This is a genomic window from Microbacterium sp. (genome assembly GCF_051953575.1).
In the GTDB taxonomy this organism is placed as follows: Bacteria; Actinomycetota; Actinomycetes; order Actinomycetales; family Microbacteriaceae; genus Microbacterium.
Genome location: NZ_JBQCIP010000020.1, coordinates 15,001 through 28,474, shown reverse-complemented (window position 1 = coordinate 28,474; position 13,474 = coordinate 15,001). Strand labels below are relative to the sequence as shown.

The window sequence follows — 13,474 nt, the reverse complement described above, 5'->3', positions numbered from 1 at the left end:
GTACTAGACAAGCGTCTGAATCGTCTGTTAGACATATGTCTCACACAAACGTCTCATCTCAGATCGGATGCCTCATGAACGACCGCGACCGCGCAGACCGCGCACACCGCGCACCGAACGTCCTCGTCTCGGGCGGGGGCATCGCCGGCCTCGCCCTCGCCCTGCAGCTCGTCCGTGCGGGGGTCCCCACCACCGTCGTCGAACGCGCCGACGCTCCGCGCCCCGGCGGCCAGGCCGTCGACCTGCGCGGGGCGAGCCGTGAGGTCGCCGAGCGCATGGGCATCATGCCGGGGATCGACGGCCTGCGCGTCCACGAAGAGGGGATGTCGTACGTCGACGGAGAGGGCAAGGTCTTCGGCCGCATGTCGATGGCGGACTTCGACGGCGAGGGCGCGGTGGCCGAGATCGAGATCGCCCGCGGCGACCTTGCACAGGTGCTGCTCGAGGCGCTGGAGTCCGCCGCCGATGCCGCCCCCGGGCTGCTCGACCTGCGCTTCGGCGACCGGGTGACCGCGCTCGCGCAGGACGCGGCCGGCGTCGACGTCGAGTTCGAGCACGCGGCGCCGGCCCGCTTCGTCGTCGTCGTCGGCGCCGACGGCGTGCACTCGGCCACCCGTCGCCTGGCGTTCGGGCCCGAGGAGCAGTTCGCGACCTACCTCGGCGGCTACGCGGCGTTCTTCACGATGCCCACGCCGTCCGGCCTCGAAGAGGGCTGGTTCGCCATGCGGTTCGTGCCGGGTGCGACCTTCGGCATCCGACCCGACCGTGATCCGTCGACCTCGAAGGCCATCCTCACGTTCCGCATGGACCGCGACCGGTCGCTCCGCGGCGACCGTGCCGCCCAAGAGGCGCTGATCCGCGAGCGCATCGCGGGAGCGGGCTGGCACGCGCCGGCCCTGCTCGAGGCGCTGGGTGCGGCATCCGATCTGTACTTCGACGAGCTCGTGCGCATCGACGTCCCCGACGTGGTGAGCGGCCGTGTCGTGCTGCTCGGCGACGCCGCATCGTGCGGATCGCCGATGACCGGCCAGGGCACGGCGACGGCCCTCATCGGGGCGTACCTGCTCGCGGCACGCCTCGCGGCGACGCCCGGCGACGCGCCGGGGGCCCTGCGTGCCTACTCGGCCGACATCGCGCCCTTCGCCGAGAAGGGCAAAGAGATCCCCGGCGGCGGCATCAAGCGCATGGTGCCGGCGACGCGGGCCGAGGCGGCGATGTCACGGGCGCTGACCCGCGTCATGTTCTCGCGCGTCATGCTGCCCCTCGTGCGTCGCATGTTCGCCGGCGGCACCTCGCTGCCGCTGCCCGAGGCCGCGGTCGCGGCGTGACCCTCCGAGCCCAGACCGGTGCCGAGCCGTCGCATGTGGTCGCCATGGGCCGCGCCATGCGGCGTGCTGCGACGGTTCGCTTTCGGGCCGGGATGCTGCCGGCCAGGCGCCGAGCCATCGCATGTGGTCGCCATGGGCCGCGCCATGCAGCGTGTTGCGACGGCTCGCCTGCGAGCGGACTGCGAACGGCCCGGACGCGAGACGTCAGCGGCGGCCGCGCAGCAGGTCGGCTGCGACCTCGCCGATCACGATCGCGGGCGCGTTCGTGTGGCCGCGGATCACCGTCGGCATGATCGACGCATCGGCCACGCGCAATCCCGCGACGCCGCGGACGCGCAGCTCGGGATCGACGACGGATCCCTCGTCCGTGCCCATGCGCGCGGTGCCGACGGGGTGGTAGAGGGTGTGCGAGTAGCGGCGCATCGAGAGCTCGGCGCGTTCCTCAGGCGTCATGCGCTCGCCGCCCTCGGGCTGCACCCACCCCCCGGTCGTGATCGTGCGCATCGCATCGGTGTCGATGAGGCGTTCGCACTCCGCGAGGCCCGCGAGCATCGTCGCCGCGTCGACGCCGTCGGCATCCGAGAGGTACGCGGGGTCGATCACAGGAGGCGCCGCGGGGTCGGACGACGCGAGCCGGATGGTGCCGCGGCTGTGCGGTCGCAGCAGGATCGCCCCGACCGTGAGGCCGTGGCCCGGTGTCGGAACAAGCCCCTCGCCGACGTACGGCACGGGCGCGAAGATGATCTCGATGTCGGGCAGCCCCGGGGCCATGCCCGCGCTGTCGGCCACCGCGGTGCGGACGAACCCGTAGGCCTCTGCGACGTTGGAGGTCAGCATCCCCTTGCGCGAAGCCAGGTACCGCACGAGCTCCGCGGGCTTCTCGGCGTCGTACAGCGTGCCGCCGGGCGCGGCCGGGGCCAGACCGGCGACGAGATGGTCCTGCAGGTTCGCGCCCACGCCCGGGGCGTCGACGAGCACGTCGATCCCGTGCTCGGCGAGGTGGTCGGCCGGTCCGATGCCGCTCAGCATGAGCAGCTGCGGTGTGTTGATCGCTCCGCCCGACAGGATCACCTCGCGACGCGCCCGCACATGGCGGGTGACGCCGTCGACATCGACGTACACGCCGGTGGCGCGCGGCTGCGCGCCGTCCGCCGCGGTGTCGAACGTCACGCGCCGCACGTGTGCGCCGGTCAGCACCCGCAGTCCGGGCCGGCCCTTCGCGGGCCGCAGGTAGGCGTCGGCAGTCGAGGCGCGGCCGCCGCGGCGCTCGCTCACCATCGTCTGCGAGAAGCCCTGACCGGTCGGCAGGTTCGCGGGAGTGACGGGATGACCCGCCTCGCGCGCGGCCGCCAGGAACACCGCCGTCTGCGGCCGGGGATCCCGCTGGTGCTCGATGGGCTGCGCCCCGTCGCGGCCCTGCGTCGCATCAGCGGGGTCGGCCGTGTGCTCGACGCGGCGGAAGTAGGGGACCAGGGCGTCCCACGACCAGCTCGGGCCGGCGGCATCCGCCCACTCGTCGTAGTCGGCGGCGAAGCCGCGCACCCACATCATCGCGTTGAGCGACGACGAGCCGCCGAGCGTCTTGCCCCGCGGCCAGTACACCGTGCGGCCTTCGAGGTGCGGCTGGGGGACGGTGTCGTAGTTCCAGTCGTAGGCGCCGCGGAACAGCTTGGAGAACGCGGCCGGGACGTGCAGCTCCATCGCCTTGTCGGGGCCGCCGGCCTCCAGCAGGAGCACCGACACGGTCGGGTCCTCGCTCAGGCGGGCCGCGAGCGCTGCGCCCGCGGAGCCCGCGCCGACGACGACGTAGTCCGCTTCGAGCCCGTCGCGTCCGAACCGGCCCGAGCGGTCCCGCCGGCTCATGCCTGCATGGCCTTGGTGAGCGTCGCGACGAGGCCCGGCAGCCTGCCGTCCACGAGGTAGCGGGTGAGTCCCGCGCTCACCTCGGCGCCGGTGCGCGAGCTCACGAACCACGGCGGCGTCGGCAGGATCGTGAACACGCCCTTGCCGACCGACCGCGGGAAGGGCCGGAACGGTCCGCGGGCGACCGACCGCTCCACGCGGTCGAGCAGCAGCGCGTTGTGCACGATCCCGATGCCGCTCGACACGTCGGCGAGCGTCGCGCCGGGGTAGCCGCCCCAGGTGAGGCGGGCAGTCAGGAAGTTGAAGGCGGTCCAGGTGTTGATCGCGATGTCGCCGTACCGCAGCTCGGCGATCGCCCGCTCGAAGCCGTCGCCGAGCGCGGCCTCCGTGGCGGGGTCGATGAGCACGTTGGCCCCGAGGGTGCCGGTGAGCTTCTCGTTCGCGTGCGCGACGGCCGCGTCGAGGAACTCCTGCCCGGTGCCGCCCACCTCGACGACCCCGAGGACCGGCGCGAAGTATTCGATGGTCTCGACCGGCGCCGGGTCGTCGCCGTCCTTCACCTCGACGATCGCGCGTGTGTGGTCGGCGCACCACACGGCATCGGGATAGCTGGATGCCGCCGCCCCGAGCCGCTCGTCGCTGCGGGGGTACCAGACAGGGCGCTCCGGCGCCGCGGCGTAGGCCTCGTGCAGGCGGTGCAGGAACTCCGCGCGCTGCGGCCAGTCGGAGCTCACGATGACGACCTGGCCGGCGATGCAGTTGTGTCCGGCGTTGACGAGCCGCATCGTGGCCACGTGCTCGGCCTGATACTTCAGGTCGGCGGACGACCAGACCCCCGGCACGACGATGATGGGCGAGACGCCGCCGAGCTCGGCGGTGATCGGCACCTTGAGCTTCGGGGTCTCGCGATCCGCTGCATCCGGTCCCCACACGATCGCGTCGAACGTCGCCGCCGATCCGGTGATGTGGACGTGGGCGATCCGCGGGTGCGACGTGAGGTACGCGCCGGTGGCGGCGCCGCCACGCACGATGCGCACGAAGCCGGGCTCGATGAGGGGCGCCAGGGCGCGCTCGAACACGGGCACGAGCGAGTCCTGGGTGGGGTTGACCTTCAGCAGCGCGACGCGATTGTGGGCGAAGAGCTCGTACAGCACGTCGGCGACGGGGATCGAGGTGACGTTGCCCGCGCCGAGGACGAGTCCGACGCCGCCCGAGTCGGTGGGGGTCAGCTGTGCGAGGCCGGCCGCGCGGCGGGCCTCGTCGGCGGTGACGCCGGGCTCGAACCACACCTCGCCGGTGAAGCCCGACAGCAGGAACTTCTCGGTGCCGTTCAGCGGAAAGGTGTGCGCCCGCAGGCGTCCGCCCGGCGCGGCGTCGAACTTCACGCCGTCCAGCGGGCTCTTGCCCTTCGCGAGCGCCTCGAGCGTCTCGCGCAGCGCGTCGAGCAGGCCGATCACCGCGTAGGGGCCGCCGAGCCATTCCTCGCCCGACAGCGCGTGGCCGGGCTCCAGGCCCTTCGAGATCGTCGCGGCGTCGGCCCATTCCTGGGCGACACGTCCGAGCGCGTCGCGGACGCGTCCGAGCAGGCGCGCCCGCTGGTCGAGGGTGAGGGCGACCCAGACGCGTGCGCCCTCTTCGAGGCGGTCGATGTCGGCGTCGAGGGCCGCGCGCTCGTCGTCGGGCAGAGCCGGGGCGCCGTCTGCGGCAGCCTTCTTGGTGCGGGCCTTCGCGGGCGTCTTCGCGGCGGTCTCGGCAGCGGCCGAAGAGGTGGGGGACATCTCGTTCTCCTTCGAACCGGCACCCGGAACTCGGGTCGGGTGAGTCCGTCACCGGGCATCCTATGTCACCGGATCACCGGTGCGATACGCAGTCCCAGCGGCTTCGCGACTGAGTCTCAGGATTCGCCGTCCACGGACGGAGGGCGGATGCCGCAGCCTCGGTGTCAGGACGCGTCGATGTCGGCGCGGCGCAGCGGGTAGCGGGTGAGGGTCACGAGGCTGAGCGCGATCAGCACGGCCGGAGCGAGGCTGAAGCTCACGACGATGCCCGTGACGGCGGCATCCGGCTGCTCCACGACCTGCCCCGCTGCGCGGGAGACGTATCCGGTGAGGGCGAGGATCAGCGACAGGGTCGTCGCGCCCAGCGCGAAGCCGACCGTCTCACCGGCGGTCCACACGCCGCTGAACGCACCGGCCCGCCCTGCGCCGGACGCGGCGGAGGGGTGCGTGCGCTCGTCGTGCGAGATCACGTCGGGGAGCATCGCCATCGGCAGCGACTGCATGCCCGCGTAGGCGATGCCGGCGATCCCGACGGGCACGTAGATCCAGTCGCCGGGCACCCACAGCACCCCGAGGATCGTGAGGGCTGCGATCCCGAAGACGACGCTCGCGATCTCGAAGGTGCGTTCCTTGCCGATGCGGCGCGCGATCGCGCCCCAGCACGGCGCGGCCAGGAGCGCGGGCGCGATGAGCGCGACGAACAGCAACTCGACGGCGGCCTCCGAGTGCAGCACCCAGGTGGCGACGTACTGCGCTCCGGCGAGCATGAGACCGGTCGCGAGCGCCTGCAGCACGAAGGTGGCGAGCAGCAGCCGGAACGGCCGGCTGCGACGCAGCGCCCGGATGCCGGCGGCGTAGTGCTCGCGGATGCCCGTCTTCTCGGCGGCCGGGTCAGCGACCGCGGCGGCGGGTGCGGGCGGGGTCCGCTTCGCGACCGTCGTCGAGACCAGCATCCCGATCCCGATCGCGAGACCGCACACGATCCCCATGACGAGGTAGCCCACGACGGGGTCGTCCGACACGCGGCGCAGCGCCGGGCCGCCCGCGCCGAACAGCAGGATCGCGAGGGTGAGCACGACGACCCGCCACGTGAGCAGTCGCGTGCGCTCGTCGTAACGCGGCGTGAGCTCGGCCGGCAGTGCGATGTACGGCACCTGGAAGAGGCTGAACGCGGTGGCCGTCAAGGTGAAGGCGAGCAGCACCCAGATTCCCGCCGCGAGAGGTCCGAGCGCCGGGGGCACCGCGAACGTCAGGGCGAACAGCACCGGAAGTGCGCACGCGCCGATCAGCATGAGACGCCGGCGGCTGCCGTGCCGGGCGAGGTCGCGGTCGGTGAGCGCCCCGATGACGGGGTCGATGATGACGTCCCACACCTTGGCGATGGTGATGACCGCGCCGGCGGCGAGCGCCGCGACGCCGAGCGAGTCGGTGAGGTAGTAAGTCAGCACGAGTCCGGGCAGCGTCGCGAATCCGCCCGTCCCCAGGGATCCGGTCGCGTAGCGCGCGATCGTCCCGGCGCTCAGGCGCGAAGAAGGATATGCCGGGGCTTCGGGTGCCGCCGGAGCCTCATTGCTCATCGCGCCAGTGTAGGTCAGTGCGGGCCCTCGCCCGTCAGGCCTCTGCCCGCACGGCCGCCTCGACGGCGCGGAGCCCTGCGAGCGTCTCGGCGAACGAGGTCGAGAGGGGTGAGAGCCCGATGCGCAGTCCCCCCGGGTCGCGGTAGTCGGGGATGACGTCCTGCGTCCACAGTCGTGCGGTGACGGCGCGCATGGCCGGGTGTGACAGGGTGACGTGACCGCCGCGCTCGCCCGGGTCGCGCGGTGAGGCGACGACCGCTCCGAGCGGGGCGAGCAGCCCATCGGCGACACGGACGGCGAACTCGGTGAGCGCCACCGACTTGGCACGCACGGCGTCGATGCCGACCTCGTCCAGGAGCGCGATCGTGTCCTGCATGGCGAGCATGCCGACGATCGGCGGAGTGCCCGACAGGAAGCGGCGCATCCCCTCGGCCGGGCGGTACTCGGGACTCATGGCGAACACGTCGGCCGCGCCCATCCAGCCCTGGATCGGCTGAGCGAGGCGGTCCTGCAGCCGCGAGGCCACGTAGGCGAACGCGGGCGACCCCGGGCCGCCGTTCAGGTACTTGTACGTGCAGCCGACGGCCAGGTCGAAGTCCCAGGCATCCGCCTGCACGGGCACGGAGCCGGCGGAGTGGCACAGGTCCCAGACGATGAGTGCGCCGGCGTCGTGCGCGATGCGGGTGAGGGATGCGGCATCCGCGAGATACCCGGAGCGGTACGCGACGTGCGACAGCAGCACCACTGCGGTCGAGGGTCCTACGGCGCCCTGCAGCGCCTCGGCGGTCACGCCGCCGGCCAGGTCCACGTCCACCCAGCGCACCCGCCCGCCGCGCTCGGCGGCGATGCCCTCGACGAGGTAGCGGTCGGTGGGGAAGTTGTCGCGATCGACGACGATCTCCACACGCGCCGGGTCGGCGGCCACGGCGGCGTCGAACGCGGCGCGCACGAGCTTGTACAGCAGCACGGTCGTCGAATCGCCGATCACCGTCTGCCCGGGGGCGGCGCCGAGCGCCGCGCGGCCGAGCGCGTCGCCGATGTCGAACGGCAGCTGCATCCACGACTCGTCCCAGCCGCGGATCAGGCGCCCTCCCCACTCGTCGCGCGCGAACCGCTCGAGGCGCAGGACCGAGGCCTTCAGCGGCCGGCCGAGCGAGTTGCCGTCGAAGTAGACGAGCGGCGTCTCGGCGCCGACGAACAGGTCGCGTCGCTCGCGGAGCGGGTCGGCGGCGTCGAGTGCGGATGCCTCGCCGTCGAGCGCGACGGCGGGCATGGCGTCAGCACTCGTCATGGATGAGCTCCTCGCTGGGGACCACGGTGGCACCGCGCAGCCACTCGGCGACCTCGTCGAGGTGCGTGGGCGGATCGCCCGGCACGAACGTCGTCACCCCGGACGGCGGTGCGGCAGCCGGCCAGGGGTCGGCCATCGCGGCGATGAGCGCGGCACCGCGAACCCCTGCGCGATCGAGGGCGGTGACCTCCTCGGCGATGACGCCGACCGGCCGGTCGCCGTTGCCGAGGTCCGTCCCGTACAGCACGCGGCCGCCGGCCGCTGCGAAGCCCGCCAGGTTGACACGGGCGGACTCCGCCGCGTCGGGGTCGTCGGGGATCGCGAGCGTCGAGATCCACACCTGCCCGGCCGCGACGGCGTGCGCGATGAACGCGCGGCCGACGTACCCGCTGAACGGCGTGTGGGCGAAGGCGTCGGCACCGGCTTCGGCGGCGAGCTGCGGCATACCCTCGCCCTCGGCGTGCGCGACGACGGGAAGCCCGCGCTCGCGGGCCGTGGCGACGATCGCCGCGAGCGCGTCGGCGTCGGGGATCGGCCCCGTCGTGCTGTTGAGCGCGATCTTGATGACGGATGCCCCGAACGACGCCTGCTCGTCGACGGCCGTCGCGGCACCGCCCGGGACGCCCGGATGCGTCGACGCGTCGGTGATCTCGCGGACGATCTGCGGCGGCGCCCACGGACGGCCGGCGGGGTAGCCGCCGGGAGCCGTGAGGAACGCGCCCGCGTAGGCCACGCGGGGGATGGCATCGGCGGGACGCTGGGCGAGCGCCACCGGGTCGCCGCCCAGGTCGAGCACCGCGGCGATGCCGCCGGGCGCGAGCGCCCGCTCGTCGATGAGGTGCAGGTGCACGTGGTGGTCGGTGAACGGCGGCAGCGAGACGCCGTGCTCGCCGGTGATCGCCCGGCGACACAGGGCGGCGTCGGGGCCGAGGAGCTCGCGCAGCGCGAACGGGTCGCCCGGCATCACAGCTCCGTCCGCACGGCGTACAGCTCGGGGAAGAAGGTCAGGTCGAGCGCGCGCTGCAGGAACGGGACGCCGCTGGATCCGCCGGTTCCCGCCTTGAGCCCGATGATGCGCTCGACGGTCTTGAGATGGCGGAAGCGCCACAGCTGGAAGTTGTCCTCCAGGTCGACGAGCTCTTCGCACGTCTCGTACGCCGCCCAGTGCGTCTGCGGGTCGCGGTACACCTCGGTGAACACCGGCACGAGCTCGGGCGTGTACGTCCACGCCGTCGTCACATCGCGCTCGAGCACGGACTCCGGGATGGGGTATCCGCTGCGGGCGAGCAGCCGCAGGAACTCGTCGTACAGGCTCGGCGCGTTCAGAGCCGCCTCGACGAGCGCATGGGCGGCGGCATCCGACGAGAAGACGCGCAGCATCCCCGCGTTCTTGTTGCCGAGCGTGAACTCCACCGCCCGGTACTGCGCCGACTGGAAGCCGCTGGCGTTGCCGAGCACACCGCGGAACTGCGCATACTCGGCGGGCGTCAGCGTCGCCAGCACCGACCACTGCTCGGTGAGGGTCTTCTGGATGTGCTTGACACGCGCGATGCACTTCAGCGCGGGCGCGAGCTGGTCCGCACGCAGCAGCCGGCATGCCGCACCGAGCTCGTGGAGCACGAGCTTCAGCCACAGCTCCGTGGTCTGGTGCTGCACGATGAACAGCAGCTCGTCGTGGTGCTCGGGGTCGCTCAGCGGCCGCTGGGCCGACAGCAGGGTGTCGAGATCGAGGTACCCGCCGTAGCTCATCCGGTCGCGGAAGTCCGTGACGACCGATCCCTCGATCTCGCGGGTGTTGCGTTCGACGCTCACGGCCTCAGCCTAATGAGAGTCGATGCCGTCCCGTCAGGTCAGATCAGCTCGAGCTCGCGCAGCTTCGCCTCGACGTCGGCGTTCGAGGGCTCGACGTGGTGCGACGAATCCGGGTACACGACGACGGGGATGTTCGTACGACCCGAGATGTCGCGGGCGACATCGGCGGCGGCCGGGTCGGCGACGAGGTCGACGTAGGTGTACGAGATGCCGAGCTCGTCGAGCTGCTTCTTGGTGCGGATGCAGTCACGGCACCAGTCGGCGCCGAACATGGTGATGCTCGAGGGGGAGGAGGTCATGCGTCCATTCTCTCCCGGCCCGCCTGGACGGGCGCCGGGCGAGACCTCGGCACGGCCCGCCCGACCTGATGCGCAGGCCGCGGATATTCCCAGGGTTGGCTGAACGTCCCTCACTTCGTTCAGGTGGCCGTGGAAAGATGTGGCGCGATGGACCTGTCGATCGTGGTTCCGACGTTCAACGAAGCTCCCAACATCGAGGAGCTCGTTCGTCGTGTCGCATCGGCGGTCGACCGCGCCGGCATCGAGGCCGAGATCGTGTTCGTCGACGACTCGACGGATGCCACGCCCGACGTCATCCGCGAGGTCGGCGAACGCCTCACCGCCGAGCGGGCCGAGGATGCGGCATCCGCGCCCCTTCCCGTGCGGCTGATCCACCGCGAGCAGCCGACGGGCGGGCTGGGCGGCGCCGTCATGGCGGGATTCGCCGCCGCCGAGTCGGACGCGTGCCTCGTGATGGACGGCGACCTGCAGCATCCGCCCGAAGAGATCCCCCAGCTGTGGCGGCGCTTCGCCCGCGGCGACGTGGATGTCGTGATCGCATCCCGGTACGCCGGCGGCGGCACGTCGGAGGGCCTGGCCGATCGCACCCGGGTGCTCGTGTCGAAGGGGGCGACGGCGCTCACCCGGGCGATGTTCCCCATCCGCCTGAAGGATGTGTCCGATCCGATGACCGGCTTCTTCCTCGTGGACCGGCGCACCGTCGACGACGCGCAGCTGAAGCCGCGCGGATTCAAGATCCTGCTCGAGATCCTCGCCCGGCGGCCGATGCGCGTCGCCGAGGTGCCGTTCGACTTCGCCGACCGCCACGCGGGCGAGTCGAAGGCGTCCGTGCGGCAGGGCGTGCACTTCCTCACGCAGCTGACCGCGCTGCGCTTCGGCAAGATGTCGCTGTTCGCCGTGATCGGCGGGCTCGGCGCCCTCGCGAACATCGCGATCGTGTGGGCCCTGACCCACGTGGGCGTCGGCTACATCGTCGCCGCGGTGATCGCCGCCGAGGTCACCATCATCGGCAACTTCCTGCTGCAGGAGCGCTTCGTCTTTCACGACATGCGCGACAGCGCGTCGGGCGTGTGGCAGCGGTTCGCGAAGTCGTTCGCGTTCAACAACGCCGAAGCGGTCATCCGCATCCCGATCGTCGCACTCATGGTGTCGAGCGGGCACATCTCCGCGGTCGTCGCGACGGCGATCACGCTCGTCATCGCGTTCTTCGTGCGCTTCGTGTTCCACTCGCTCGTGGTCTACGCGCCGCGCAAGGCCGGCGCCGAGAGTCCTGCGCGTGCCTTCATCGACGAGCTCGACGCGCAGGCGACGGCGCCCGGCGAGCTCTGACCGCGCGCACGCACTCGCGTCAGCCGATCATCCCCACCAGGGCGTCGAGCCCCATGCCGTAGTTGACCCGCTGCACCGGCAGCGCGAGCTTGTCGGTGCCGATCGTGACGTACCCGGGCTCGATGGTGCGCGCCATCTCCCAGCCAGCCTGGCGAAGTCCCTCCTTAGCGGTGTCGTTGTAGTGCCCGTACGGGTACGCCATGACCTCCTTGACGCCGAGCACGGCGGCCGAGGCCTCCATGTCGGCGGCGATCTGGTCGGCCGTCCAGTTGACCATGCGCCCCTTGCCGTTGTCGCCGGCCTGGTGCATGTCGTGGGTGTGCGAGCGGCGCAGCACGTACAGACTCGGGGCGGGGTCCTGTCGGTACGCGGTGATCATGAAAGACGTCGAGAGCACCTTGTACTTGTCGACGACCGGCACCGCGAGGTCGAACCACGACTGATCGGCGTCGTCGTCAGTGACGATGACGGAGTGGTTCGGCAGGAACAGCCGCCCGTCGATGAACGCCGACAACTCGTCCCACGTGGGCAGGTAGAAGCCGCCGGTCGCGATGTGGTTCATGTGCGCGTCGAAGTCGCCGATGTAGGCGTAGTTGCCGCGCAGCCAGCCAGACTCGCCCTCGGGCTTCGTCGTGAACTGGTGGTACATGAGGATCGGGATGCGGGCGTTCTCGGCCGCGTTCTGCTCAGGGCTCATCCACGCGCCGTACAGCGTCACGCGGCGATCGACGCACACCACGGGCTCCGACCCGTTGACGCGGCCGGGGATCGAGAGAGCGGCCGCGTCGGCCGGGGTGGCGTACCAGCCCGCGAACACGAGGCCGTCGCGCGCCGGGATCGGCAGGCCCGCATACAGCCCGCCCTGCGTCTGCAGCTGCGGCGCGTCGGTGACGCCGTCGCCGGTGAAGCTGACCGCGCAGGCGGCGGGGTCGGTGGCGGTGGCGAGCAGCTGCTCCTCGGGAGTGAGCGGGGTCGGCGTCGGGGTGGGGGAGGGCGTCGGAGTGGAGACGGCGGCGGGTGCGGCACCCGCTCCCGCCCGCGCCATCGCGATCGCCCCGATCGTGCCGGCCACCGCGGCGACCACGACGACGGCGATCGCGACGCCGGCGAACACGCGTCGCCGCCGGCGCCTGGGCGCGGCCGAACCCCTACTGGACATGTGAATCCCCAGATCCGGGCCGCGATTCCCCACGCGGCCGTCTTCGTGCAGAATACCCGGATGCGGCGCCCCGGAGCGGCCAGCCCGCCGGGCTGTGGAGAACCCGGCGTGCCGCGCTAGGCTCGGCGGATGCTGCCCGCGGACTGGATCGAGCACCGGCGCCCCGACGGAGAAGTGCTCGGCTGGATGCTGGCCGACGGCGAGGGGTTCCGGGTCTTCGACCTGCTCGGCCGCGAGCGCACCCCGGGCGGTGCGGACGGCGACCCGCTGGAGTGGCTCGACGCCGAGGAGCTGCTGGAGGATCTGGGCATCGGCTACCTCGCCGACCGGTGGACGCTGCGGCTGCCCGACGGCTCGGAGCGCCCCGTGCGGATCGGCGAGGCGAGCCCCCGGGGCATCGTGGTGGTCGCCGACGAGTACGGTGCCGCATCCGCCGTGGGAGCGAACCCCGAGCGCTTCCCACTGCCGTTCCCCGTCGGCGACGCCCTCGCTCCGCGGTGAGCGCGTGGGTACAGTGAGCGCATGACGACGCTCGTGCTCACCGTGGTCGGCGACGACCGTTCCGGACTCGTCGCGGCGGTCGCCGATGTCGTGCGCGCGCACGACGGCAACTGGGAGAACAGCCAGCTCGCCGAGCTCGCGGGAGCGTTCGCCGGCATCATCGAGATCTCGGTGGCCCGCGAACGGGCCGACGATCTGCGCGCCGCGCTGTCGTCGCTCGACGGGCTGCTGAAGGTCACGGTGCACGCGGGTGCCGAAGGCGAGACGGATGCCGCACCCGGCCGTCCCCTCACCCTCGAGGTGGTGGGCAACGACCGCGCCGGGATCGTGCGCGACATCAGCGCGGTGCTGAGCGCCCACGGCGTGACGATCGACCGGATGGCCACCCGCACCACCGACGCCGCGATGTACGGCGGCCGCCTCTTCGAGGCGACGGTCGCCGCCCGGGTGCCGGCATCCGTCGACATCGACGCCCTCACGGCCGAGCTGGAGCGCCTCGCGACCGAGATCCAGGTCGACGTGACGCTCGGCGCCTGA

12 protein-coding genes are annotated in these 13,474 nt (G+C 72.1%); 4 read left to right on the top strand and 8 right to left on the bottom strand.

Translation table 11 applies throughout. The features are described 5' to 3' along the window. Positions 1 to 74 precede the first annotated feature (74 nt). Entirely contained in the window at positions 75 to 1,328 is a 1,254-nt protein-coding gene (locus tag ACTHNQ_RS01435) for an FAD-dependent monooxygenase (protein WP_440330663.1), read from the top strand. Positions 1,329 to 1,532: 204 nt separating this feature from the next. Here the strand turns inward: ACTHNQ_RS01435 and ACTHNQ_RS01430 are convergent, their stop codons facing one another. The 7 genes from ACTHNQ_RS01430 to ACTHNQ_RS01400 form a co-directional block, all read right to left on the bottom strand. Then, positions 1,533 to 3,191 carry a GMC family oxidoreductase gene (locus ACTHNQ_RS01430; protein WP_440330662.1) on the bottom strand — a complete coding sequence of 553 codons (1,659 nt, stop codon included), beginning with the start codon at positions 3,189 to 3,191 and terminating at the stop codon, positions 1,533 to 1,535. After that, a complete protein-coding gene (locus ACTHNQ_RS01425) occupies positions 3,188 to 4,969 on the bottom strand; it encodes an aldehyde dehydrogenase family protein (RefSeq protein ID WP_440330661.1) in 1,782 nt (593 codons plus the stop codon). Before ACTHNQ_RS01425 ends, ACTHNQ_RS01430 begins: the two co-directional genes overlap by 4 nt. Positions 4,970 to 5,133: 164 nt before the next feature. Further along, positions 5,134 to 6,546 carry an MFS transporter gene (locus ACTHNQ_RS01420; RefSeq protein WP_440330660.1) on the bottom strand — a complete coding sequence of 471 codons (1,413 nt, stop codon included), beginning with the start codon at positions 6,544 to 6,546 and terminating at the stop codon, positions 5,134 to 5,136. A 34-nt stretch (positions 6,547 to 6,580) separates the two neighbouring features. Continuing rightward, the gene (locus tag ACTHNQ_RS01415) at positions 6,581 to 7,837 is read right to left on the bottom strand and encodes a kynureninase (RefSeq protein WP_440330659.1); all 1,257 of its coding nucleotides are present in this window, start codon (positions 7,835 to 7,837) and stop codon (positions 6,581 to 6,583) included. Beyond that, on the bottom strand, positions 7,824 to 8,801 hold the full coding sequence (locus ACTHNQ_RS01410) for a hypothetical protein (RefSeq protein WP_440330658.1): 978 nt from the start codon (positions 8,799 to 8,801) through the stop codon (positions 7,824 to 7,826). The genes ACTHNQ_RS01415 and ACTHNQ_RS01410 overlap by 14 nt, the downstream gene beginning before the upstream one ends. Then, positions 8,801 to 9,649, bottom strand: a complete 849-nt coding sequence (kynA, locus tag ACTHNQ_RS01405; RefSeq protein WP_440330657.1) for a tryptophan 2,3-dioxygenase — start codon at positions 9,647 to 9,649, stop codon at positions 8,801 to 8,803. The genes ACTHNQ_RS01410 and kynA overlap by 1 nt, the downstream gene beginning before the upstream one ends. Before the next feature lie 38 nt (positions 9,650 to 9,687). Further along, complete coding sequence (locus tag ACTHNQ_RS01400) at positions 9,688 to 9,948, bottom strand: glutaredoxin family protein (RefSeq protein WP_018170401.1); 261 nt, start codon at positions 9,946 to 9,948, stop codon at positions 9,688 to 9,690. A gap of 147 nt (positions 9,949 to 10,095) precedes the next feature. Between ACTHNQ_RS01400 and ACTHNQ_RS01395 the strand changes: the two genes are divergently transcribed. After that, complete coding sequence (locus ACTHNQ_RS01395; protein WP_440330656.1) at positions 10,096 to 11,277, top strand: glycosyltransferase; 1,182 nt, start codon at positions 10,096 to 10,098, stop codon at positions 11,275 to 11,277. Positions 11,278 to 11,296: 19 nt separating this feature from the next. Here the strand turns inward: ACTHNQ_RS01395 and ACTHNQ_RS01390 are convergent, their stop codons facing one another. Beyond that, entirely contained in the window at positions 11,297 to 12,436 is a 1,140-nt protein-coding gene (locus ACTHNQ_RS01390) for a polysaccharide deacetylase family protein (RefSeq protein ID WP_440330655.1), read from the bottom strand. Between the two features lie 129 nt (positions 12,437 to 12,565). Between ACTHNQ_RS01390 and ACTHNQ_RS01385 the strand changes: the two genes are divergently transcribed. Together ACTHNQ_RS01385 and ACTHNQ_RS01380 are read left to right on the top strand one after the other, a co-directional pair. Beyond that, positions 12,566 to 12,937 carry a hypothetical protein gene (locus ACTHNQ_RS01385; protein ID WP_440330654.1) on the top strand — a complete coding sequence of 124 codons (372 nt, stop codon included), beginning with the start codon at positions 12,566 to 12,568 and terminating at the stop codon, positions 12,935 to 12,937. A gap of 21 nt (positions 12,938 to 12,958) precedes the next feature. Then, the gene (locus ACTHNQ_RS01380; protein ID WP_440330653.1) at positions 12,959 to 13,474 is read left to right on the top strand and encodes a glycine cleavage system protein R; all 516 of its coding nucleotides are present in this window, start codon (positions 12,959 to 12,961) and stop codon (positions 13,472 to 13,474) included.